Source organism: Microbacterium sp. NPDC019599 (assembly GCF_040632175.1).
In the GTDB taxonomy this organism is placed as follows: domain Bacteria; phylum Actinomycetota; class Actinomycetes; order Actinomycetales; family Microbacteriaceae; genus Microbacterium.
The window spans coordinates 48712-68676 of sequence record NZ_JBEYBL010000005.1; the positions used below are offsets into that span (position 1 = coordinate 48712).

Here is a 19965-nt window from a genome sequence, read left to right on the forward strand (position 1 = left end):
GGGAACGGGATGCCGCGGGAGCAGCATCCGGACCCTCCGGCGTCGCGCGCACGGCGCGGCCCGCGGGAAGCCACAGAGCCGCGACGGCCGCGGCGAAGAGGACGACCGCGCCCGTGAGGACCGCGGGGCGCGCGGCGTCGACGTGGAGGTCGGGCTGCAGCTTGGCAGTTCTTCCGCGACGAGGCAGGGTTCGAGGCCGACGAGGCGCGCGCGTTCCTCGCGGAGGGCATGCTCATCAACGTCATGATCGGCATGCGGCTCGTCGACGACTACGGCTCGGATCCGCGGATCACCGAGCTCTTCCGCTCGTGCTTCCCCAACGAGCTTCCGCACATCCTCGACATCGCGCCCCGCAGCGACGAGCCCTGGTGACCTGACCCCACCCGCCGCCCGCGAGACTTCACGAATGGGGGTCCGCCACGGCGTGTCGCGCCCCGTTCGTGAAGTCTCGCGGCGGGCGGGCAGGGAGACGGATGCTGGGCGCCCGGCGTATCGTCGGGGCTATGTGCCGCAGCATCCACACTCTCCACAACTTCGAGCCGGCTGCCAGCAGCGAAGAGGTGCACGCCGCCGCGCTCCAGTACGTCCGCAAGATCGCGGGCACGACGAAGCCGTCGAAGGCCAACCAGGAGGCCTTCGACCACGCCGTGCACGAGATCGCGCACATCACGCAGCACCTCCTCGAGGACCTCGTCGCGAGCGTGCCGCCGAAGAACCGTGAGGTCGAGGCCGAGAAGGCCCGCGCCCGCGCGATCAAGTCCGGAAGGTACGCCGCTCCCGCGGCCTGACCCGCGGTCGCCCGTTCGAAAACGAGGAGATGCGCGAAACAGAGGATGCCGCGCGCCGATCGGATCCTCCTTTCTGCCCATATCCTCTGTTCTGCGCATCGGTTAGGCTGGTCGGCTCCGCGCTCGCAGGAGCGGATGGAGTAACACGGTGGGTCACATCGACGTCAACGGCGTCTCGTTCGCGCTGCCCGACGGGCGACAGCTGCTCGACGACGTCTCGTTCCGAGTCGGCGAGGGCTCGGCGACGGCCCTCATCGGCGCGAACGGCGCGGGCAAGACGACGCTCCTGCGGATGATCCGCGGCGAGGTCGCCCCCGACTCCGGCTCGATCTCGATCGGCGGCGGGCTCGGCGTCATGGACCAGTTCATCGGCCACGGCGGCGCCGACCAGACCGTCGCCGACCTCCTCGTGGCGGTCGCGCCCGCGCGCGTGGCCCGGGCGGCCCGCGAGCTCGAGGCGGCCGAGAACGCCATGATCGAGCACGACGACCTCGACACCCAGATGCGGTACGCGACGGCGCTCGCCGAGTACGCCGAGGCCGGCGGCTACGAGCACGAGACCGTCTGGGACACGTGCACGATCGCGGCGCTCGGCATCCCGTATTCGCGGGCGCGGTTCCGCGACCTGTCGACGCTCTCGGGCGGCGAGCAGAAGCGGCTCGCGCTCGAGGCCCTGCTGCGCGGCCCGGATGAGGTGCTGCTGCTCGACGAGCCCGACAACTACCTCGACGTCCCCGGCAAGCGCTGGCTCGAGGAGCGGCTGCGCGAGACGCCCAAGACGGTCCTGCTCGTGTCGCACGACCGTGAGCTCCTCGCGCGCGGTGCCGACCGGATCGTGACGCTCGAGGCGAGCCCCGCCGGGAGCTCCGCCTGGGTCCACGGCGGCGGTTTCGCGTCCTACCACCAGGCGCGCGAGGACCGGATGCTGCGCCTCGACGAGCTGCGCCGGCGCTGGGACGAGCAGCACGCCAAGCTCAAGGCCCTCGTCGCCGACATGAAGGTCAAGGCCGCCGCCAACGACGGCTTCGCCTCGCGGTATCGCGCGGCGCAGACGCGGCTTCGGCGCTTCGAAGAGGCCGGCCCGCCCGAGGAGCGCCCGCCCGAGCAGGACCTCGCGCTGCGCCTGCGCGGAGCCCGCACGGGCAAGCGGGCCGTCGTGGCGGAGCGGCTCGAGCTGACGGGGCTCATGCAGCCCTTCGACCTCGAGGTGTGGTTCGGCGACCGCGTCGCGGTGCTCGGCTCCAACGGGTCGGGCAAGTCGCACTTCCTGCGGCTGCTCGCCCGCGGCGGCACCGACCCCGACTCCCGCCTCGGCCACGTCACGCCGGTCGGCTCGGCCCTCGACCCCGTCCCGCACACGGGCCGGGCGATCCTGGGCGCGCGCGTCTGCCCGGGGTGGTTCGCCCAGACCCACCGCCACCCCGAGTTCATCGGCCGGACGCTCCTGGACATCCTGCACCGCGGGGACGACGTGCGATCGGGTATGCCGAGGGATGCCGCCAGCTCCGCGCTGGATCGCTACGGGCTCGTGCGCCAGGCCGAGCAGGCGTTCGACACGCTGTCCGGCGGCCAGCAGGCGCGCTTCCAGATCCTGCTGCTCGAGCTCTCGGGCGCGACGCTCCTGCTCCTCGACGAGCCGACCGACAACCTCGACCTCGTCTCCGCCGAGGCGCTCGAGGACGCGCTCGACCGGTTCGAGGGGACGGTGCTGGCCGTGACGCACGACCGGTGGTTCGCGAAGTCCTTCGACCGGTTCCTCGTGTTCGGCGAGGACGGCCGGGTCCGCGAGGCCGACCAGCCCGTGTGGGACGAGCGCCGGGTGGCCCGCGCGCGGTGAGCGACAGCATCCGTCCCTCGCCCTGCGCGCGGCGTTTCGTCTCGCTTCGCTCGCTCAACGACCGGCTGTCCTCGGTCGTTGAGCGAGGAGCGGAGCGACGAGACGAAACGCCTCGGACCGGCGCCGAGGCCCGAAGGGGTCGTCCGGGCCCGCGGACTAGGCTGGGTGCGTGAGCATGGACATCGAGCTCGGCCGCGCCAAGCGCGCCCGCCGGGCCTTCGCGTTCGACGACATCGCGGTGGTGCCCTCGCGGCGCACGCGCAACCCCGAGGACGTCTCGACCGCGTGGTCGATCGACGCGTTCCAGTTCGCGATCCCGGTGATCGGGGCGCCCATGGACTCCGTCATGAGCCCGCGCACGGCCATCATGCTGGGCCAGCTCGGCGGCCTCGGCGTCCTCGACCTCGAGGGCCTGTGGACGCGCTACGACGACCCCGAGCGCCTCCTCGCCGAGATCGCGTCGCTGCCCGACTCCGAGGCGACGGCCCGCATGCAGGAGCTCTACTCCGAGCCCATCAAGGCCGAGCTCGTCCGCGACCGCCTCGCCGAGATCCGCGCCGCGGGCGTCACGGTCGCCGGCGCCCTCACGCCGCAGCGCACGGCCGAGCTGTACGAGACCGTCGTCGCCGCCGGCGTCGACCTCTTCGTCATCCGCGGCACGACCGTCTCGGCCGAGCACGTGTCGTCCGTGGCCGAGCCGCTCAACCTCAAGAAGTTCATCTACGACCTCGACGTCCCGGTCATCGTGGGCGGCGCCGCGACCTACACGGCGGCACTGCACCTCATGCGCACGGGAGCCGCCGGCGTGCTCGTCGGCTTCGGCGGCGGAGCGGCGTCCACGACGCGCGCCACCCTCGGCCTCCACGCACCGATGGCGACGGCCGTCGCGGATGTCGCCGGCGCGCGCCGCGACTACCTCGACGAGTCGGGCGGACGGTACGTGCACGTCATCGCCGACGGCGGCGTGGGCACCTCCGGCGACATCGTGAAGGCGCTCGCGATGGGGGCGGATGCTGTCATGCTCGGCGTCGCCCTCGCCCGCGCGACGGATGCCCCGGGCCGCGGCTTCCACTGGGGCCCCGAGGCGCACCACGCCAAGCTGCCGCGCGGCCGACGGATGAAGGTCGAGCAGCTCGTCGACCTCGAGTCGGTCCTGTACGGCCCGGCGCCCGTCGCCGACGGCACGGCGAACCTCATCGGCGCCCTCCGCAAGTCCATGGCGACGACGGGCTACTCCGACCTCAAGGAGTTCCAGCGCGTGGAGGTCGTCGTCGCGCCGTACAACGGCGGATGAGCGATCCGGACGACACCACCCGGTCGTTGAGCGAGCGAAGCGAGACGGAACGCGCCGAGCCCGCGGCCGACGCCGGGTCCGAGGCGCTTCGTCTCGGGGCTTCGCCCCGCGCTCAACGACCGGATGAGCCCGAGGTCTTCCCGCCCACGCTGCGCGAGGTCATGCTGCGCCCCCGGTGGCTCGGGATGCTGCTCCTGTGCCTCGTCGTCGCGGGTGTCTTCGCGTGGCTCGGGCAATGGCAGCTGAGCCGCGCGATCACCACCAACCCCGTCCCGCCCGGAGCGACCGAGGAGATCCGGCCGATCGCCGACGTCGTCGGACCGGGCGAGTACGTGCCGGAACCGCTCGTCGGCCAGCGAGTCGAGGTCACGGGTCACTGGATCCCCGGCGACTTCCTCATCGTCTCGTCGCGCTTCAACGACGGCGAGGAGGGGTACTGGGTCACGGGCCAGCTGCGCATCGACGGCACGGAGGCTCCGGCATCCGTCGCCGTCGCGATCGGCTGGGCCCCGACCCTCGACGAGGCGCGGGCCGGCGTCGACGCCTTCGAAGCAGCATCCGGTGGGGACTCCGTGACGGTCGTGGGCCGCCTCATCTCCGACGAGGGACCCGTGACGCCGCCGCGCGGCGCCGACCCCCAGACGATGACCCGCATGTCGCCCGCCGCGCACCTCAGCCAGTGGCACGACATCGAGGGACTCGACGTCTACCGTCCCTACGTGGCGTCCGAGGCCTCGCCGGAGCCCCTCGCCGACATCCACTCACCGCCGCCCGAGGAGGGCTCGGGCGTGAACTGGCTCAACATCTTCTACGCGATCGAGTGGGCCGTCTTCGCCGGCTTCGCCTTCTACCTCTGGTACCGCCTCGCGCGCGACGCGTGGGAGAAGGAGGTCGAGGACATCCAGGATGCCGCGGCATCAGCATCCGGATCCGGATCGGCCTGAGAACCGGTCGAGATTGCGCGAACGACCGCCGTTCCCGCGCCCACCCGCAGTTCGTGCAATCTCGGCGGCCCCTGCCCCGGGCGGAGGCCCGAGAAGCCCTGGGTAGACTGGAGTGCATGCCCGCCGCTCCGAAGCTCGCCTCTTTCCCTGCCATCCGGGGCGCGCTGAGGTTCTACCAGATCTGCTCGATCATCACGGGCACGATGCTGCTCCTGCTGTGCGCCGAGATGGTCGTCAAGTACGGCCTCGGGTACGAGCTGTTCCTCGGCGGTTCGGGCGGGTTCCTGTGGTTCGCGCCGCTCGACGCGTTCGGCGAGTCGACCGGAGACGGGCTGAACCTCTCGCTCGGCATCCTCGTGGCGCACGGCTGGTTCTACGTCGTGTACCTCTTCTCGTGCTTCCGCGTGTGGAGCCTCATGCGCTGGCCGTTCTGGCGCTTCCTCCTCCTCGCGTCGGGCGGCATCATCCCGTTCCTGTCGTTCTTCCTCGAGGCGCGCGTCGCCCGCGACGTCAAGGTCTACCTGGCCGACCGCGAGGCCGCCGAGGCCGCGGGCGAGGGGCAGACCCATCACCTCGCAGCGCACTCGACGCTGACGCAGAACATCCCGACCGAGAGCACGACCAAGCGTCCGCTCCTCTGACAGAAAGCAGCCGGTGACAGAGCAGACCGAGACCTCTTCCCAGCCGTCGGCAGACACGACGCAGCGGCCTGTCCTCGTCGTCGACTTCGGCGCGCAGTACGCGCAGTTGATCGCGCGCCGCGTGCGCGAGGCGGGCGTGTACAGCGAGATCGTGCCGCACACGGCATCGGCCTCCGACATCGCGGCGAAGAACCCCGTCGGCATCATCCTCTCGGGCGGACCGTCGTCCGTGTACGAGGAGGGCGCCCCCGCGCTCGACGCGGGCGTCTTCGACCTCGGCGTCCCGACGCTGGGCATCTGCTACGGCTTCCAGGTGATGGCCCAGTCGCTCGGCGGCGAGGTCGCCAACACGGGCCTCCGCGAGTACGGCGCGACGGATGCCGCCCTCACGGGTGACGGCGGCGTGCTGCTGGGCGGCCAGCCCGGCGAGCAGAACGTCTGGATGAGCCACGGCGACCAGGTCTCGCGCGCACCGGAGGGCTTCGAGGTCCTCGCCTCGACGCCGGCCACTCCCGTCGCGGCGTTCGGCGACGACGAGCGCCGCTTCTACGGCGTGCAGTGGCATCCCGAGGTCAAGCACTCCGACCACGGCCAGGAGGTCATCGAGAACTTCCTGCACAAGGCGGCGGGCCTGGCGGCCGACTGGAACAGCGGGAACGTCATCGCCGAGCAGGTCGAGCGCATCCGCGAGCAGGTCGGCACGGGCCGCGTGCTGTCGGCGCTCTCCGGCGGCGTCGACTCCGCCGTCTCGACGGCGCTCGTGCACAAGGCGGTCGGCGACCAGCTCGTCGCCGTGTTCGTCGACCACGGCCTCCTCCGCAAGGGTGAGCGCGAGCAGGTCGAGAACGACTACGTCGCCTCCACCGGCGTGCGGCTCGTGACGATCGACGCCCGCGAGCAGTTCCTCACGGCGCTCGCCGGGGTCTCGGACCCCGAGGAGAAGCGCAAGATCATCGGCCGCGAGTTCATCCGCACGTTCGAGGCGGCCGAGCGCGAGCTCATCGCCGAGGCGGCCGCGGACGGCGAGCCCATCCGCTTCCTCGTGCAGGGCACGCTGTACCCCGACGTCGTCGAGTCCGGCGGCGGCACAGGCACCGCGAACATCAAGTCGCACCACAACGTCGGCGGCCTCCCCGAGGACCTGCAGTTCGAGCTCGTCGAGCCGCTGCGGACCCTGTTCAAGGACGAGGTCCGCGCGATCGGCCGCGAGCTCGGGCTCCCTGAGGTGATCGTCTCGCGCCAGCCCTTTCCGGGCCCCGGCCTCGGCATCCGGATCGTGGGTGAGGTCACCGCTGACCGCCTCGAGATTCTGCAGGATGCCGACGCCATCGCCCGCGAAGAGCTGACGAAGGCCGGATTGGACGGCGAGATCTGGCAGTGCCCCGTCGTGCTGCTCGCCGACGTCCGCTCGGTCGGAGTCCAGGGCGACGGCCGCACGTACGGGCACCCGATCGTGCTGCGGCCCGTGTCGTCCGAGGACGCGATGACCGCGGACTGGACGCGCCTGCCCTACGACGTGCTGTCGAAGATCTCCAACCGCATCACGAACGAGGTCCGCGAGGTCAACCGGGTCGTGCTCGACGTGACGTCGAAGCCCCCGGGGACCATCGAATGGGAGTGATTCCTTCTCCCTGATCCCCGATCGGGTTATCGCCTTCCCGCGCGCGAGGCGACGTCGCGTCGACTCCCATGGATCGGTGATGATTCTTCGGGGGCCTGTGTCGCGCCACCACGCCGCGCGCTCCCGCGGGCCCGGTCTCCGCCGGGCGACGCAAGGGCCCGCGGGCCCAGCCTCTGCCGGGCGGCGCAAGGGCCCGCGGGAGCGCGCGAGGACGCCGCGCGAGGCGGGTACGAATCGAACCGACCCTCCGCCGATCGCAAGACGACCGCCGATCGCAACACGACCGCCACCGCCAATCGCAACACGACCGCGATCCGCTCGCGGCAGAGCCGCCTCCAGCAGAACCCGACCCGCAGTCGACTCGGTCAACGCAAAGTAGGCACATGGCTGAAGAAGGCAAGATCCCGCTGTTCGGGGCCGAGGCGCGGCGCGAGCTGTTCCACCAGCGCGTGCTCGTGCTCGACGGTCCGCTCGACGACGACAACGGCACCCTCCTCGCGACGCAGCTCCTGGCGCTCGCGGCGGAGGACGAGGCATCCGACATCGCCCTCTGGATCCACTCGCCCGGCGGATCCGTGCCGTCGATGCTCGCGATCCGCGACGTCATGCGGCTCGTCCCCAACGACGTCGCGACGCTCGCGCTGGGCCTCGCCTGCAGCGCCGGCCAATTCCTCCTGTCGGCGGGCGCGCGGGGAAAGCGGCGCGCGCTGCCGCACGCGCGCATCCTGATGCATCAGGGATCCGCAGGCATCGGCGGCTCGGCCGTCGAGGTCGAAGTGCAGGCCGACGACCTGCGGCACATGCGCGACACCGTCCTCGGGATCATCGCCGACGACACGGGCCAGCCCGTGGCCCGGATCTTCGAGGACTCCCTCCACGACCGCTGGTACACGGCGCCGGAGGCGCTCGACTACGGCTTCATCGATGGCATCGTCTCCGACTTCGCGCAGGTCGTCCCCCGTCGCAGGCGCCCCGCCGGCTTGAGCGTCGAGGCGGTGGCGGCATGACCTCGTACACGATTCCCAACGTCGTGGCCCAGCATCCGCGCGGCGATCGCATCATGGACGTCTACTCGCACCTGCTCGCGGAGCGGGTCGTGTACCTCGGCACGGGCATCGACGCGGGCGTCGCGAACGCGCTCATCGCGCAGCTGCTCCACCTCGACGCCGACAACCACGACCGCGACATCCAGCTCTACATCAACTGCGAGGGCGGCGATCCCGCGGCGATGCTCGCGGTGTACGACACGATGCAGCACGTGCGACCCGACGTCGCGACGACCGTCGTCGGGCAGGCGATCGGCGTCGGGGCGGTGATGCTGGCCGGGGGCGCCGCGGGCAAGCGCGCGGTGCTCCCGCACGCCCGTGTGGTGCTCCACCAGCCCGCCGGCCAGGGCCGCGGCGCGATCCCCGACCTCATCCTGCAGGCGGACGAGCTCGTCCGCGTGCGGGGAGACGTCGAGCAGATCCTCGCCCGCCACACGGGGAAGGATGCCGCGAAGCTGCGCGCCGACACCGACCGCGATCGGGTGTTCACCGCGGCGGATGCCGTCGCCTACGGACTCGCCGACCGCGTGCTGGAGCGCGGGGTCGTGGTGGTTGTCTGACCGCGGGGTGCAGAACTCAGCAAGAATCGGCGTTGTCGCCGGCGGCACCCGCGGAATTCCGGGGATCCACCGCCCCGCGGATTCCGATCTTGCTGACTTCTGCCGCGCTTCGGGTCAGGCCGCCAGGACGTAGCCCGCGCGGCAGCCGACGACGGAGCGCTCGGCCGTGCGCGAGCGGAGGTCGTCGGCGACGGCGGCCGTCAGCTCGACGAGCGTGACCTCGAGGGCGCCCGCGACGGCGGCGATCATCTCGCTCGACGGCTCCTTGAGCCCGCGCTCGATCTCGGACAGGTACTGGGGTGAGACGCCGGCGCGGTCGGCCGTGTCGGCGAGGCGCTCGCCGCGCTCGTGGCGGAGGCGCCGGAGGAGGTCGCCGAGCGCATCGCGCCACAGCGGCTCAGGGGTGCGCGGGGCTCGCTTCGTCGGGAGCGGGATGGTCTCGGCCATGGGGTCACGATAGATCCGGGATGCTGCCCCCGCCGAGCGCTTCCGCTCTGAGCAGAACGCCCCCGAGGTTTCCCGTCGGCTCGGCGCGTTTCGTCTCGCTCGCTCGCTCAACGACCGAGACCCCGGGATCGGTCGTTGAGCGAGCGAAGCGAGACGAAACGTGCTGAGCCCGCACACAACCATTGGTCTGGCCCGGGTAGGGGAGGATGGACGGGTGACCGACCTGCTGCCGGACGCCCGCTACCTCGTGCTCGCGAGCCGGCTCATCCCCGATCGCGACGGCGGGTTCACGATCTCGGTGCTGCGGCGGGCGCTCGACATGGCCGAGGCCGGTGCCGACCCTCTCCTTCTGACGATCGACCCGGGCGAGACGGACGACCACGACGCCGATCGCGCCGAGTGGGTGCGGCGCGGCCTCCTCGCCGACCCGACCCGGCTGCGCAACCTCTTCGACGACGCGCGCGCCGACGCGGGCTGGCTGCGGGCCGCCGCCCTGCCGTCGCCGATCCCCGAGGCCGAGTGGCCGTACCGTCCGATCGTCGACGGCTCTGGGCGGACGGTGCTCGAACTTCCCGTCATCAGCGGCGATCCTGCGTGGCACCTCGCCGGTGCCCCGGTGCGGATCTGGGACGAGACCGGACCGATGGGCTGGCTCCCCGGATTCGCGGCGCTCTATCGCGCGTGGGTCAACAGCCTCGCGGCGGACTCGGAGCAGCCTGTCGTGCTCGTCTGCGAGGCCCGCCAGGTCGGCGAGGCGCTCGTCGCAGAGGGCGCGCCGGCGCTGGATGACAGCATCCGGATCCTCCACACGACCCACGCGTGCCACGTGGTCGCGCCCTTCGCGTGGGATTCGCCCATGGATGCCGCGTGGGACCGCTGGTTCGCCGTCGCCGACCGGTTCGACGGGGTTTTGTGGCTCACGCCGAGTCAGCAGCGGGATGTCGAGCGACGGGTGGGGGCCGGCATCCGCTCATACGTCGTCCCGCACCCGGCGACTCTTCCGTCCGGCCTCGCGGCCGCCCCCGTGCCGGGGCGGATCCTCGTGCTCAACTCGCTCATCCCGCGAAAGCGCGTCGACCATGCGATCCGCGCGCTCGCCGTGCTGCGCAGGCAACGGCCTGAAGCGCACCTGCACGTCTACGGCGACGGAGCCCAGCGGCCCCAGCTCGAGGCGCTCGCCGCCGAGCTCGGCGTCGCCGGGGCCGTCGCCTTCCAGGGGCACGCCTCCGACACGGCGCAGGCGTGGTCCGAGGCCGACGCCTTCGTCCTCGCGAGCACGAACGAGGGCCAGCCGCTCGTCGTCCTGGAGGCGCTCGCCGCCGGCGTGCCCGTCGTGAGCTACGACATGCCTTACGGCCCCCGCGACACGCTCGCGCTCGGAGGCGGGATGCTGGTCCCCGACGGTGACGTCGAGGCCCTGGCGGCCGCGCTCGGCGAGGTCATCGGCGACCGCGCGCTGCGCTCCCGGCTGTCGGCCGAGGGCCTTGCGGCGGCGGAGCGGATGGATGCCGCGTCCTCGATGCGTGCCTTGGGCGTTGCCGTGCAGGCCGCGCTGGAGGAGCCGGTGGTCCGCCTCGGTCGTTGAGCGAGGAGCCCTTCGATACGGCGGCTTCGCCGCCTACTCAGGAACCACGAAGCGACGAGACGAAACGCGTGCCGCGCGCGGGCGTTTCGTCTCGCTTCGCTCGCTCAACGACCGTGGCCGGGAACCGAGCCGCGCTCAGGACTCCCGCCCCGGCCAGACCTTCCCGGCCCAGGGGTCGTAGTCGGCCACGAGCGGGCCCTGCTCGGGGCGCTCGGCCTCGGGGACGTGCTGCAGGTTGACGCGCACGCGGTACCAGAGCGAGCTCGAGCCGCGCATGCCGTCGATCATGATGTCGGCGGGATGCAGCATCCCGACCAGCGCCGCGTTGTCGCCCTTCCAGCGCTCGAGCGCGTCGAGGGCCTCGGGCTTCGTCTTCGTGCGCGCGACCTCGATGAGGGGCATCGTCGAGACCCGCCGACCCGACCCGTCGCCCGCGCGCGGAGGCTTCTCGGCCGGCCCGAGCTCCTTCGCCAGCGCGAGGAGGCCGTCGAGCGTCCCGACGGCGTCGTCGATGCCGACGTGCGGATCGCCCAGCTCCGCGAACCGCGCGGGCACCGAGTGCACCGTGAACTCCTCGGGCCGGCGCGTCCGCACCTCGTCCCAGTCGAGCGGCGTCGACACGCGCGCGTCGCGGAGGGGACGGACGGAGTAGGCGGATGCGACGGTCCGGTCCTTCGCGTTCTGGTTGAAGTCGACGAACACGCTCTCGCCGCGCTCCTCTTTCCACCAGCGCGCCGTCGCAAGGCCGGGTGCGCGATTCTCGACCTCGCGTGCGAGGGTCTCGGCCGCCAGCCGCACCTGGCGGAAGTCCCACTGCGGCGCGATCCGCACGAGGATGTGGAGGCCCCGTGAGCCGCTCGTTTTGGGCCAGCCGACGAGCGCGCAGTCGTCGAGCACTTCACGGGCGACCATCGCGACATCGACGATCTGGCTCCAGTCGACGCCCGGCATGGGGTCGAGATCGATCCGCAGCTCGTCCGGATGCTCGAGGTCCTCGGCGCGCACCGGATGCGGGTTGAGGTCGAGGCATCCCAGGTTCACGACCCACGCGAGGCCGGCAGCATCTCGGATCACGGCCTCTTCCGCGGACCGCCCGGACGCGTAGTGCAGCGTCGCGGTGTCGATGTAGTCCGGATGGTTCTCGTCGACGCGCTTCTGGAAGAACGGCTCGGCGTCGATGCCCTTCACGAAGCGCTTGAGCACCATGGGCCGTCCGCCCGCACCGCGCAGCGCGCCCTCGGCGACGGCGAGGTAGTACTCGACGAGCTCGAGCTTTGTGATGCCCGCCTCGGGGAAGACCACCTTGTCGGGGCTCGAGACCCGCACGTCGCGCCCCTCGATCTCGAGGAAGGTCTCCTTGCGCGCTGGGCTCATGCGCCCCACGCTACGGGGGCGAAGGATGCCGCGGCCAGGGGTTGTCCCGGGCGCGGCGTGCACAACGTCGCTAATCCGGGCCGCCTACGCCGGAACTGATTGCATAAAGGCTGCGTGTCGCGCTCGATTAGCGACGTTGTGCACGGCATGCGGACGAGCCGTCCCGGTGCACCCGGCACACGCGAAGGGCCGCCCCCTGTGGGGACGGCCCTTGCGCGAGGTCGCGGCGTCAGTTGTTGCCGCGGAGGATCGCGAGGATCCGGAGGATCTCGATGTAGAGCCAGACGACCGTCACCATGATGCCGAAGCCGCCGAGCCAGCCGAACTGGCGCGGAGCGCCGTTGCGGACGCCCTGCTGGATCGAGTCGAAGTCGAGCACGAGCGAGTAGGCCGCCATGATGACGACGAGCACGCCGATGATGAGGCCGAGCGGGATGCCGGCGATCTTCTGGCTGTAGAGGCCGAAGGCGCCGCCTGCGATCGGGACGTTGAAGAGCATCAGGAAGACGTTGATCAGCGAGAAGACCAGGTAGCCGATCATCGCGATCATGAAGACCTTCGTCGCCCGCTTCGACGCACGCACCTTGCCGCTCGCGAACAGCGCGAGCGTCACGCCGACGACCGCGAGGGTCGCGAGCGACGCCTGCACGACGATGCCGGGCCAGATGTACTCGAAGTACGCCGAGATCGCGCCGACGAAGAGACCCTCGAAGGCCGCGTAGCCGAAGATCAGGCCGGGGCGGATCTTCTTGCGCGATCCGAACGCGACGATCATCGCGAACACGAAGCCGCCCAGCGCGCCGATGATCCACGGCATCATCGTCGGCACCGGGTTGGCGACCGTGACGGGAGCCATGGTCCACACCCAGCCGCCGACGGCGGTGACGAGGAGGACGGCGAACAGGGCGAGGGTCTTGAGGACGGTGTCCTCGACCGTCATACGGCCCGTGTCGATCGCGCCGGCGGAGGGTGCGGCGAGCGCGCCCTCGAACTGCGCCTGGGATGCGGCATCCATTCCCGCGTGGGAGGTGCTCGCGTACTGCGTGGGTCCGCCGATGTTCGCCGCCTGCGGACCGCCCGGGTACGTCTTCACGGCGCGCGGGTCCTGGAAGGCGGGGTTGTTGAAGGCGGGGTTGGACGAGGCCATGCCCGATCACACTCCATAAGTAGGTTGCAGCAAGGTGCTGTGGCTCCACGATAACCGATAGGGGGTGCTGTGCCTCCGGCCGGTTCTGTGAGGTCGCCCGGAGCATCGCCTGTGCCGGGCGAGGCGTGAGACGCCGCGGATAGCCTGGGGCGCATGCCGCGTCCACGTCCGCTCGTCGTCGGGCATCGCGGTGCGCCGGGGTATCGGCCCGAGCACAGCCGCTCCTCGTACGATCTCGCGCTCGCGATGGGCGTCGACGCCGTGGAGCCCGACGTCGTCGTCTCGCGCGACGGCGTGCTCGTGGTGCGGCATGAGAACGAGATCGGCTCCACGACGGATGTCGCGGATCGGCTCGAGTTCGCCCGGCGCCGCACGACCAAGACTGTCGACGGCGCCGAGCTCACCGGCTGGTTCACCGAGGACTTCACGTGGGACGAGTTGTCGACGTTGCGGTGCCGCGAGCGGCTGCCGAAGGTGCGGCCGACGAGTGCCTCGTTCGACGACCAGCAGCCCGTGCTCCGGCTGCGGGACGTGCTCGACCTCGTCCGTGCCGCGTCGCTCGAGCAGGGCCGCGAGATCGGCGTCGTGCTCGAGATCAAGCACGCCACGTACTTCTCCGGCCTCGGGTGGGACATGGCGGCGCTCATCGACGACGAGCTGCAGGCCGCCGGGTGGGCGCGGGGCGAGCTGCCCCTCGTCATCGAGTCGTTCGAGTCGACGGTCCTCGCGCGGCTGCGGGAACGAGGCATCCGGGGCACGTACATCTATCTGCTCGAGGCAGCGGGGCGCCCGTTCGACCTCGTGGCGGCGCACGGCAGGACGGCGCCGACGTACAAGCAGACCGCGGCGCCCGATGGCCTCGACCGGCTCGTCGGGAGCGTCGACGGCATCAGCGTCGACAAGCGCATGATCCTCGCGCCGGATCGGCTCGGGCGGATGACCGGCCCCACGACCGTCGTCTCCGATGCCCACGCGCGAGGGCTGCAGGTCTTCACCTGGACGTGCCGGCCCGAGAACGCGTTCCTCGTCGGCCAGTTCCGCGGCAAGGGCGGGCCGTCGGCCTTCGGCGACTGGGAGTCGGAGTGGGCCGTGATCCGGGATGCCGGAGTCGACGGCGTCTTCGTCGACCACGCCGATCTCGGCGTCGGCTTCTTCCGCCCCTGAGCGCGGCGCGTGCGGTGGGATGAGACGGCGCCCGGCCTGACTGCCGTCGTCAGGCCGTGCCCCGCAACCAGGTCCGCACGTCCATCGCCTCCGGGAGGATCCGCCTCGTCTCGGCGGGGTCGGCATCCAGCGGATGGTCGTGCAGCCACCGCCACATCGTGAGGAGGTCGTCACCCACGAACCGGCGGAAGAGGAACAGCGGCATCGGCAATCGCGGCGGCTTCCGGCCCCGGACCTCTCGATAGATCTCGCGGCACTCGGCGATCGATCTGACGTCGGCCACGAGGTTCAGGTCGCGCCCGGCGAATCGCTCCGGATGCGCGAAGGCCTTCGCCGCGATGGCGCCGAGGTCCTGCACGCTGAGCCAGGCGACGGGGTAGTCCTCGCCCAGGAGCTTCGGCATCGTGTACCAGGTCGAACTCTGCGGGAAGTAGGCCGGATCGGTCATGAGCTCCATGAACGCCATGGGGCGCAGGACCGTCAGCGGAAGGCCGCGCTCCCGGAACGCCTGCGCGATCTCGATCTTGGCGTCCCACTGCTCGATGCCGCGCTTCTCGGCGTCCAGACCCGCCGAGCCGTAGACGACATGCTCGACGCCGGCACGCGCCGCCGCGCTCGCGGCATTCCGGCCCTGGCGGATCTCGATGTCGATGGATCCCGAGTGCGGCAGCAGCACGCTGTAGAGGCCGTGGGTGTCGGCGAACGCCGTATCGAGCGACGCTTCGTCGTCGAGGTCGGCGCGGATCACCTGCGCTCCGAGTCGCTTCAGCTCGGTCGCCTTCGCGCCGTCGGGGGTGCGGGTCAGCGCGCGGACGCTCCATCCGTCCGCAAGCAGGTGCCGCACGACCTGGCCGCCCTGCCGACCGGTCGCGCCGAGAACTGCGATGGTCCGATCCGTCGGAGACATCATCGACCCTCCCCAGATGGGGCCAATCGGCGCGTCGTCGCGCCTGTGCTGATTTTACGGCGCGAGGTCCGGCGGGACGAGGGCGGTGCTGGCCGATCAACGCCGGCTGAGGCCCGGTAGCGTGAGCACGGTGACGGGGCCCGAGCGCATCGATGCGTCGCAGATCGATGCCGTGCTCGTGCGGAGGCTCGTCGCCGAGCAGTTCCCGCAGTGGGCCGACCTGCCGATCCGTCCGGCCGTCCCGGGCGGCAACGACCATCGCACCTTCCGCCTCGGCGACGAGCTGAGCGTGCGGCTGCCGAGCGCCCCGGGCTATGTGCCGCAGGTCGCGAAGGAGCAGAACTGGCTCCCACGGCTCGCGTCAGCCGTTCCGCTGCCGATCCCGTCCGTGCGGGGGATCGGCCGGGCGTCGGACGCGTTCCCCGCGCCGTGGTCGGTGTACGGGTGGCTCACGGGGGAGCCGGCGGGGACAGCATCCATCCCCGACCCGGTCGCTTTCGCCGTCGACCTCGCACGGTTCCTCGTCGCGCTGCGAGGCGCCGACACGGCGGGTGCTCCGGCGCCCGGCCTGCACAGCGCGTTCCGCGGCGGCCCGCTCGAGCACTGGGGCGACGAGATGCGCGACCTCCTGCTCCGCGTCGAGGGCCGAGAGCGCGACGTCGCGGCCGGGATCTGGCGCGACGCCCTGGCGGATCCGTTCGAGGGGCCGCCCGTCTGGTTCCACGGCGATGTCGCGGTCGGGAACCTCCTCGTCCGGACGGGGCGGCTCGGCGGGGTGATCGACTTCGGATGCTCGGGGATCGGTGATCCGTCGTGCGACGTCGTGATCGCCTGGACCTTCTTCGACGGGACGGCGCGTGAAGCGTTCCGTGGCGAATACGCCGCCGACGAGGCGACCTGGGCGCGGGGTCGGGGGTGGGCGCTGTGGAAGGGCCTCATCATGCTGACGAACGAGCCGCCGGAGCAGCGACGGCTCGCGCGACGCGTGCTCGATCTGCTGTTCGACGGCGCGTAGGCGGCGGAGCCCCGGTCAGGGCGAGGGCACGGCGTCGCGGTCGGCGACGTCATCGACCTCGGCGCCCGGCTCATCGTCCGACCGCCGACGGCGCACCACCGCGAGCAGCAGCGAACCCGCGACGCCCACCACGACTGCGACGATGATCGACGGCACGGTGAGCTCCGGCATCGTGAGGGCCATGAAGAACACCTGGATGCCGTACTCCGCCATCTCGGCCGGGTACGGCGCGAGCACACGCGTCCCCGCCGCGGAGGACACGGCCGTGAAGAACGCCGGTCCGATCCAGAGTGCGGCGAGGCTCACGATGACCGCGGCGACGCGGCCCGCCGACCGGAAGCCGCACCACGCGATGGCGCAGCCCGCCAGCACCGGGGGCAACCAGCGGAGGATGAAGGAGAGCACCTGCACGACGTCGTTCGAGCCGAACAGCATGATGTCGCGGAGCGCTGCGCCGATCCAGCTCGCCGACACCAGCGCCGCGAGCGACAGGCCGATCGTCGCGCCCGGAACGGGGGCGCGCGCGATGAGCAGCAGCACGAGGATGCTGACCGCGAGCGACACGACGATGACGGCGACGACCGCACCGGCGTAGATGAGGGTGCGGGTCGACCTTTCGAGCAGCTGGACCGTGACGACGCTCGCCTGGACCGTCGCGGCGAGCTGGACCACCAGCATCCCGGTGACCAGCAAGGTGTTTCCGAAGCGTGGGCGCCGGCCGGCCAGCGCGCGGGCGGCGATGCCTGCCGCCGCGGCGCCGACGACCAGCAGCGCCACGATCGTGACGAGGAAGTACTGGCTGAACGGCAGCAGGGCGATCGGCGTGTCGGTCGTCGACTGGTCGGCCGCGAGGTTCTGCAGGGGAAGGCGAGCGCCGGTCACGAGCCAGGGGAGGAGACCTGCGACAGCGCCTGCCGCACCGATGAGGAACCACGTGAAGGCGGGGAGGGGGCGACGGTCGACGGTGCTCATCCGCGCAAGACTACCGACGGGTCGGGCGGATGCGGACGCGCGACTCCGAGCGGCGTCCGTTCGCGGTTCGGATGCGCAGGCGACCGGCATGTATCAGGCGAGCCGCTCATGCGCTCTCCACTGCGAGGGTGCATCCGGCCCGCCCGGGCGCATTGATCGGCATCAGTGAAAGGAACTGCCATGCCTGAAGTCAGTGCGCCGTTCATCCGGCTGGGCGACGACGGCGACGATGCGCCGCGACTGAGCTATTCGATCCCCGAGTCCACGAATCACGTGGGCCTCAGCGTCATCTGCATCGACGTGGATCAAGGCGATCTCAACGCCGAGACGCTCGAGCTGCTTCGCGAGAATGTGGAGGCGAAGCATCCGGAACGCCCTCGCCCCGTACCTCCGGACCTCGACATCACGGGTCTCACGATCGTGCCCAAGGGTCCGCGCATGGCGACGGTGGACAGCGTGGCGGCGGTCGCCGAGGTGTATCAGGAGAACGCGTCGAGCTTCATCTACGCACCGGCCGAGGGGATGCTGGGCTTCACCGGCGACTTCGACATCATCGTGCCGACCCCCCACCCGCCGGACCGCGTGTTCCCGAAGATCCTGTTCTTCGAGAAGCTGCAGATCTCGACGTTCCTGGGCGACTACGGCGCGGGGAGGGTCATCAAGACGTTCTCACTGTTCCCCGGCGAGAAGACGAAGATCTCGCTGAAGACCTATCAGAAGACCAAGCAGACCGAGGAGGCGACCGTCAACGTCGGGTCGTCCATCCTCGACTCCGTGACGGAGGAGGCGGCGGTCGACTTCGAGAACTCGATCCAGTCGGAGAGCTCGAACAAGTTCACCGACAGCGAAGCCGACATCCTCAGCAGCCAGAAGAACCACTCCAGCAAGGAGGGGTCGGGCGGCGCCAAGGTGCTGTGGGGTCTCGTGGAGGCCAATGGCAGCGGAGCGTCGTCGAGCTCGAGCGAGGAGACCGGCGAGTGGGGCACGCGCTCGGCGCGCGAGAACTTCGCCAAGACCGTCTCGAATGCTCTGTTCAAGCATTCCGCGCGAGCGTCTTCGAAGCGGGATGTCGAGATCAACACGTCATCCGAGCACACCAGCACGTCGTCCGCGGAGCAGGGCTCGGAGCAGACCATCGAACGGCAGATCGAGAACGTCAACGTCAGCCGCACGCTGAATCTGGTCTTCCGTCAGATGGTGCAGGAGTACATCTCGGTGCTGCACCTGACGGACGTCAAGATCGCGCTCTACGACGAGTCGCCGGGACCGTATCCGCAGTACTCGATGTACGAGCTCGACCGCTTCCTCGACGCGTACTTCGCGGACGATGAAGAGGTCCGCACCCGCATCCTGGAAGGGATCATCCGCGAGCTGTTCTTCATCTTCGACTACCAGGACGAGCCGCAGCCCTTCCTGGAGCAGGTGGACCTGACCTTCCCGCTGCGCTCCATCGCCGTCGCCGGACACGTGATCGCGCTGCCTGGACGCGTCGGCTACCTGCGCGTCAACAAGTCCCTCCGCACGCGTCTCGCCGACCACGAGTTCATCGAGGTGCCCGGCGTCGTGCTGCAGGAGAACGTCATCACGATGCGCACGGACGGTGTCGTCGTCGACGGCTTCCTCGGCAGCGGCGGCGATCCGGAAGCCGGTCTGCTGGACAGCTACTCGGCCTCTCTGCAGGTGCAGACGATCCGCGGCATGGAGCTGAAGAACGCCCTGACGCAGGAAGAGATCGACCGCAGCGCGCTCGGCCGGGCCGTCGTCGAGGCGGCAGACGCCGGGCAGGGCGCCATCTACCGCGACGTCTTCGGCGTCGACTCGGACGACGACGATCCACCGGACGGGGATGACGGAGATGACGACGCTTGACCTCATCCTGTCGCGGGTCGCACTGACGACGGAGGCGATCCGCGACCGGGTGACCGGCGGTGCTGAGCAGGTGCTCGGAAAGCGGAAGCCGATCCAGGCCAAGACCGTCTGGGCGGTGGGGGACTTCCCGTACCCGTGGCCCTCCGAGGCCGCCGAAGCCGAGGCCATCAGGGACGGGGAGTGGTTTCCCAGCGAAGTCGATTTCGCGGCCGCGATGAAGAACAGCGGGTTCTCCGGGAGCTCCTGGCTGACGGTCGGCTCAACAGCGGCCTTCATCGCGCTGGTCGTCCGCCAGCCGAAGGGCAGCATCCGGAGACTGAACTTCGTCACGCACGGCGCGAGCGACGAGATCGGGCTGAGCGGGACGGTCGAGCCGGGAGCCGTCTTCTTCACCGATGGTCTCGACGAGGCCGAGCTCGACGGATTCCGCGTGAACGGCATCCTGAACGACGACGGCACGGTGACCCCGTGGTCCGACGTCCGGGCTCGGTTCGCGCCGGACGCCGAGATCGTCATCTACGCATGCAAGGCCGCCCTCGACGCCGGATTCCTTCAGGTCCTCGCCGACACCTTTGGCGTGACGGTGAAGGCGTTCTCGACCGAGCTGCACTACAGCTACCCGATGGCCGATCTGGAGCTGGGGATCGTGCCGCGGTCGAAGCTCACCGTCGACGGAGGGAGCAACCTCACCGTCTTGAAGCCCGACGTCACCGTGAAGGCCCGGGCGACGGCGCCGGAAGAGTGAGTGCGGCCG

Annotated in this window: 19 protein-coding genes; 14 read left to right on the forward strand and 5 right to left on the reverse strand. The window is 70.8% G+C overall.

What is annotated here, in order from left to right; all coding sequences use genetic code 11:
• Positions 1-228 precede the first annotated feature (228 nt).
• The 9 genes from ABZ477_RS10635 (at position 229) to ABZ477_RS10675 (ending at position 8731) form a co-directional block, all read left to right on the forward strand.
• Positions 229-372: a hypothetical protein gene (locus ABZ477_RS10635; RefSeq protein ID WP_360132104.1), complete on the forward strand. Its 144-nt coding sequence runs from the start codon at positions 229-231 to the stop codon at positions 370-372.
• 131 nt (positions 373-503) lie between these two features.
• Positions 504-788, forward strand: a complete 285-nt coding sequence (locus ABZ477_RS10640) for a DUF2277 domain-containing protein (protein ID WP_360132107.1) — start codon at positions 504-506, stop codon at positions 786-788.
• Positions 789-936: 148 nt separating this feature from the next.
• A complete protein-coding gene (locus ABZ477_RS10645) occupies positions 937-2625 on the forward strand; it encodes an ATP-binding cassette domain-containing protein (RefSeq protein WP_360132110.1) in 1689 nt (562 codons plus the stop codon).
• 175 nt (positions 2626-2800) lie between these two features.
• Complete coding sequence (locus tag ABZ477_RS10650; RefSeq protein ID WP_360132708.1) at positions 2801-3919, forward strand: GuaB3 family IMP dehydrogenase-related protein; 1119 nt, start codon at positions 2801-2803, stop codon at positions 3917-3919.
• Positions 3920-4080: 161 nt separating this feature from the next.
• Positions 4081-4863, forward strand: coding sequence for an SURF1 family cytochrome oxidase biogenesis protein (locus ABZ477_RS10655; protein WP_360132711.1), 783 nt, complete (start codon positions 4081-4083; stop codon positions 4861-4863).
• A gap of 116 nt (positions 4864-4979) precedes the next feature.
• Entirely contained in the window at positions 4980-5504 is a 525-nt protein-coding gene (locus ABZ477_RS10660) for a DUF3817 domain-containing protein (RefSeq protein ID WP_360132113.1), read from the forward strand.
• Positions 5505-5517: 13 nt separating this feature from the next.
• A complete protein-coding gene (gene guaA / locus ABZ477_RS10665; RefSeq protein ID WP_360132116.1) occupies positions 5518-7125 on the forward strand; it encodes a glutamine-hydrolyzing GMP synthase in 1608 nt (535 codons plus the stop codon).
• A gap of 383 nt (positions 7126-7508) precedes the next feature.
• Positions 7509-8132 carry an ATP-dependent Clp protease proteolytic subunit gene (locus tag ABZ477_RS10670; RefSeq protein ID WP_360132119.1) on the forward strand — a complete coding sequence of 208 codons (624 nt, stop codon included), beginning with the start codon at positions 7509-7511 and terminating at the stop codon, positions 8130-8132.
• Complete coding sequence (locus ABZ477_RS10675) at positions 8129-8731, forward strand: ATP-dependent Clp protease proteolytic subunit (RefSeq protein WP_360132122.1); 603 nt, start codon at positions 8129-8131, stop codon at positions 8729-8731. The genes ABZ477_RS10670 and ABZ477_RS10675 overlap by 4 nt, the downstream gene beginning before the upstream one ends.
• Before the next feature lie 114 nt (positions 8732-8845).
• Here ABZ477_RS10675 and ABZ477_RS10680 read toward each other — a convergent pair whose 3' ends face one another.
• Entirely contained in the window at positions 8846-9178 is a 333-nt protein-coding gene (locus ABZ477_RS10680; protein WP_360132125.1) for a helix-turn-helix transcriptional regulator, read from the reverse strand.
• A gap of 214 nt (positions 9179-9392) precedes the next feature.
• Between ABZ477_RS10680 and ABZ477_RS10685 the strand changes: the two genes are divergently transcribed.
• Complete coding sequence (locus ABZ477_RS10685) at positions 9393-10763, forward strand: glycosyltransferase (protein WP_360132127.1); 1371 nt, start codon at positions 9393-9395, stop codon at positions 10761-10763.
• A 135-nt stretch (positions 10764-10898) separates the two neighbouring features.
• Here the strand turns inward: ABZ477_RS10685 and ligD are convergent, their stop codons facing one another.
• Positions 10899-12137, reverse strand: a complete 1239-nt coding sequence (ligD, locus tag ABZ477_RS10690; RefSeq protein WP_360132130.1) for a non-homologous end-joining DNA ligase — start codon at positions 12135-12137, stop codon at positions 10899-10901.
• Between the two features lie 229 nt (positions 12138-12366).
• Positions 12367-13284 (reverse strand): Bax inhibitor-1/YccA family protein, encoded by a 918-nt coding sequence (locus ABZ477_RS10695; RefSeq protein ID WP_360132133.1) that lies wholly within the window; start codon positions 13282-13284, stop codon positions 12367-12369.
• Between the two features lie 153 nt (positions 13285-13437).
• Between ABZ477_RS10695 and ABZ477_RS10700 the strand changes: the two genes are divergently transcribed.
• Complete coding sequence (locus ABZ477_RS10700; RefSeq protein ID WP_360132136.1) at positions 13438-14448, forward strand: glycerophosphodiester phosphodiesterase family protein; 1011 nt, start codon at positions 13438-13440, stop codon at positions 14446-14448.
• A 49-nt stretch (positions 14449-14497) separates the two neighbouring features.
• Here ABZ477_RS10700 and ABZ477_RS10705 read toward each other — a convergent pair whose 3' ends face one another.
• Entirely contained in the window at positions 14498-15358 is an 861-nt protein-coding gene (locus ABZ477_RS10705; protein ID WP_360132139.1) for an NmrA/HSCARG family protein, read from the reverse strand.
• A gap of 127 nt (positions 15359-15485) precedes the next feature.
• On the opposite strand from ABZ477_RS10705, the gene ABZ477_RS10710 reads away from it, so the two are divergent.
• The gene (locus tag ABZ477_RS10710) at positions 15486-16370 is read left to right on the forward strand and encodes an aminoglycoside phosphotransferase family protein (protein ID WP_360132142.1); all 885 of its coding nucleotides are present in this window, start codon (positions 15486-15488) and stop codon (positions 16368-16370) included.
• 15 nt (positions 16371-16385) lie between these two features.
• Here the strand turns inward: ABZ477_RS10710 and ABZ477_RS10715 are convergent, their stop codons facing one another.
• Positions 16386-17342, reverse strand: a complete 957-nt coding sequence (locus tag ABZ477_RS10715; protein ID WP_360132145.1) for a hypothetical protein — start codon at positions 17340-17342, stop codon at positions 16386-16388.
• A gap of 180 nt (positions 17343-17522) precedes the next feature.
• Between ABZ477_RS10715 and ABZ477_RS10720 the strand changes: the two genes are divergently transcribed.
• Together ABZ477_RS10720 and ABZ477_RS10725 are read left to right on the forward strand one after the other, a co-directional pair.
• A complete protein-coding gene (locus ABZ477_RS10720; RefSeq protein WP_360132148.1) occupies positions 17523-19211 on the forward strand; it encodes a hypothetical protein in 1689 nt (562 codons plus the stop codon).
• Entirely contained in the window at positions 19198-19956 is a 759-nt protein-coding gene (locus ABZ477_RS10725; protein ID WP_360132151.1) for a hypothetical protein, read from the forward strand. Before ABZ477_RS10720 ends, ABZ477_RS10725 begins: the two co-directional genes overlap by 14 nt.
• Positions 19957-19965 lie beyond the last annotated feature (9 nt).

Excerpts from the sequence above, each read along its gene's own strand:
- ABZ477_RS10655 (WP_360132711.1), top strand. The coding sequence starts at position 4,081 with ATGCTGCGCCCCCGGTGGCTCGGGATGCTGCTCCTGTGCCTCGTCGTC.
- ABZ477_RS10675 (WP_360132122.1), top strand. The coding sequence starts at position 8,129 with ATGACCTCGTACACGATTCCCAACGTCGTGGCCCAGCATCCGCGCGGC.
- ABZ477_RS10635 (WP_360132104.1), top strand. The coding sequence starts at position 229 with ATGCTCATCAACGTCATGATCGGCATGCGGCTCGTCGACGACTACGGC.
- ABZ477_RS10670 (WP_360132119.1), top strand. The coding sequence starts at position 7,509 with ATGGCTGAAGAAGGCAAGATCCCGCTGTTCGGGGCCGAGGCGCGGCGC.
- ABZ477_RS10695 (WP_360132133.1), bottom strand. The coding sequence starts at position 13,284 with ATGGCCTCGTCCAACCCCGCCTTCAACAACCCCGCCTTCCAGGACCCG.
- ABZ477_RS10650 (WP_360132708.1), top strand. The coding sequence starts at position 2,801 with ATGGACATCGAGCTCGGCCGCGCCAAGCGCGCCCGCCGGGCCTTCGCG.
- ABZ477_RS10715 (WP_360132145.1), bottom strand. The coding sequence starts at position 17,342 with ATGAGCACCGTCGACCGTCGCCCCCTCCCCGCCTTCACGTGGTTCCTC.
- ligD (WP_360132130.1), bottom strand. The coding sequence starts at position 12,137 with ATGAGCCCAGCGCGCAAGGAGACCTTCCTCGAGATCGAGGGGCGCGAC.
- ABZ477_RS10660 (WP_360132113.1), top strand. The coding sequence starts at position 4,980 with ATGCCCGCCGCTCCGAAGCTCGCCTCTTTCCCTGCCATCCGGGGCGCG.
- ABZ477_RS10705 (WP_360132139.1), bottom strand. The coding sequence starts at position 15,358 with ATGATGTCTCCGACGGATCGGACCATCGCAGTTCTCGGCGCGACCGGT.
- ABZ477_RS10680 (WP_360132125.1), bottom strand. The coding sequence starts at position 9,178 with ATGGCCGAGACCATCCCGCTCCCGACGAAGCGAGCCCCGCGCACCCCT.
- ABZ477_RS10720 (WP_360132148.1), top strand. The coding sequence starts at position 17,523 with ATGCCTGAAGTCAGTGCGCCGTTCATCCGGCTGGGCGACGACGGCGAC.
- ABZ477_RS10725 (WP_360132151.1), top strand. The coding sequence starts at position 19,198 with ATGACGACGCTTGACCTCATCCTGTCGCGGGTCGCACTGACGACGGAG.
- ABZ477_RS10640 (WP_360132107.1), top strand. The coding sequence starts at position 504 with ATGTGCCGCAGCATCCACACTCTCCACAACTTCGAGCCGGCTGCCAGC.
- ABZ477_RS10700 (WP_360132136.1), top strand. The coding sequence starts at position 13,438 with ATGCCGCGTCCACGTCCGCTCGTCGTCGGGCATCGCGGTGCGCCGGGG.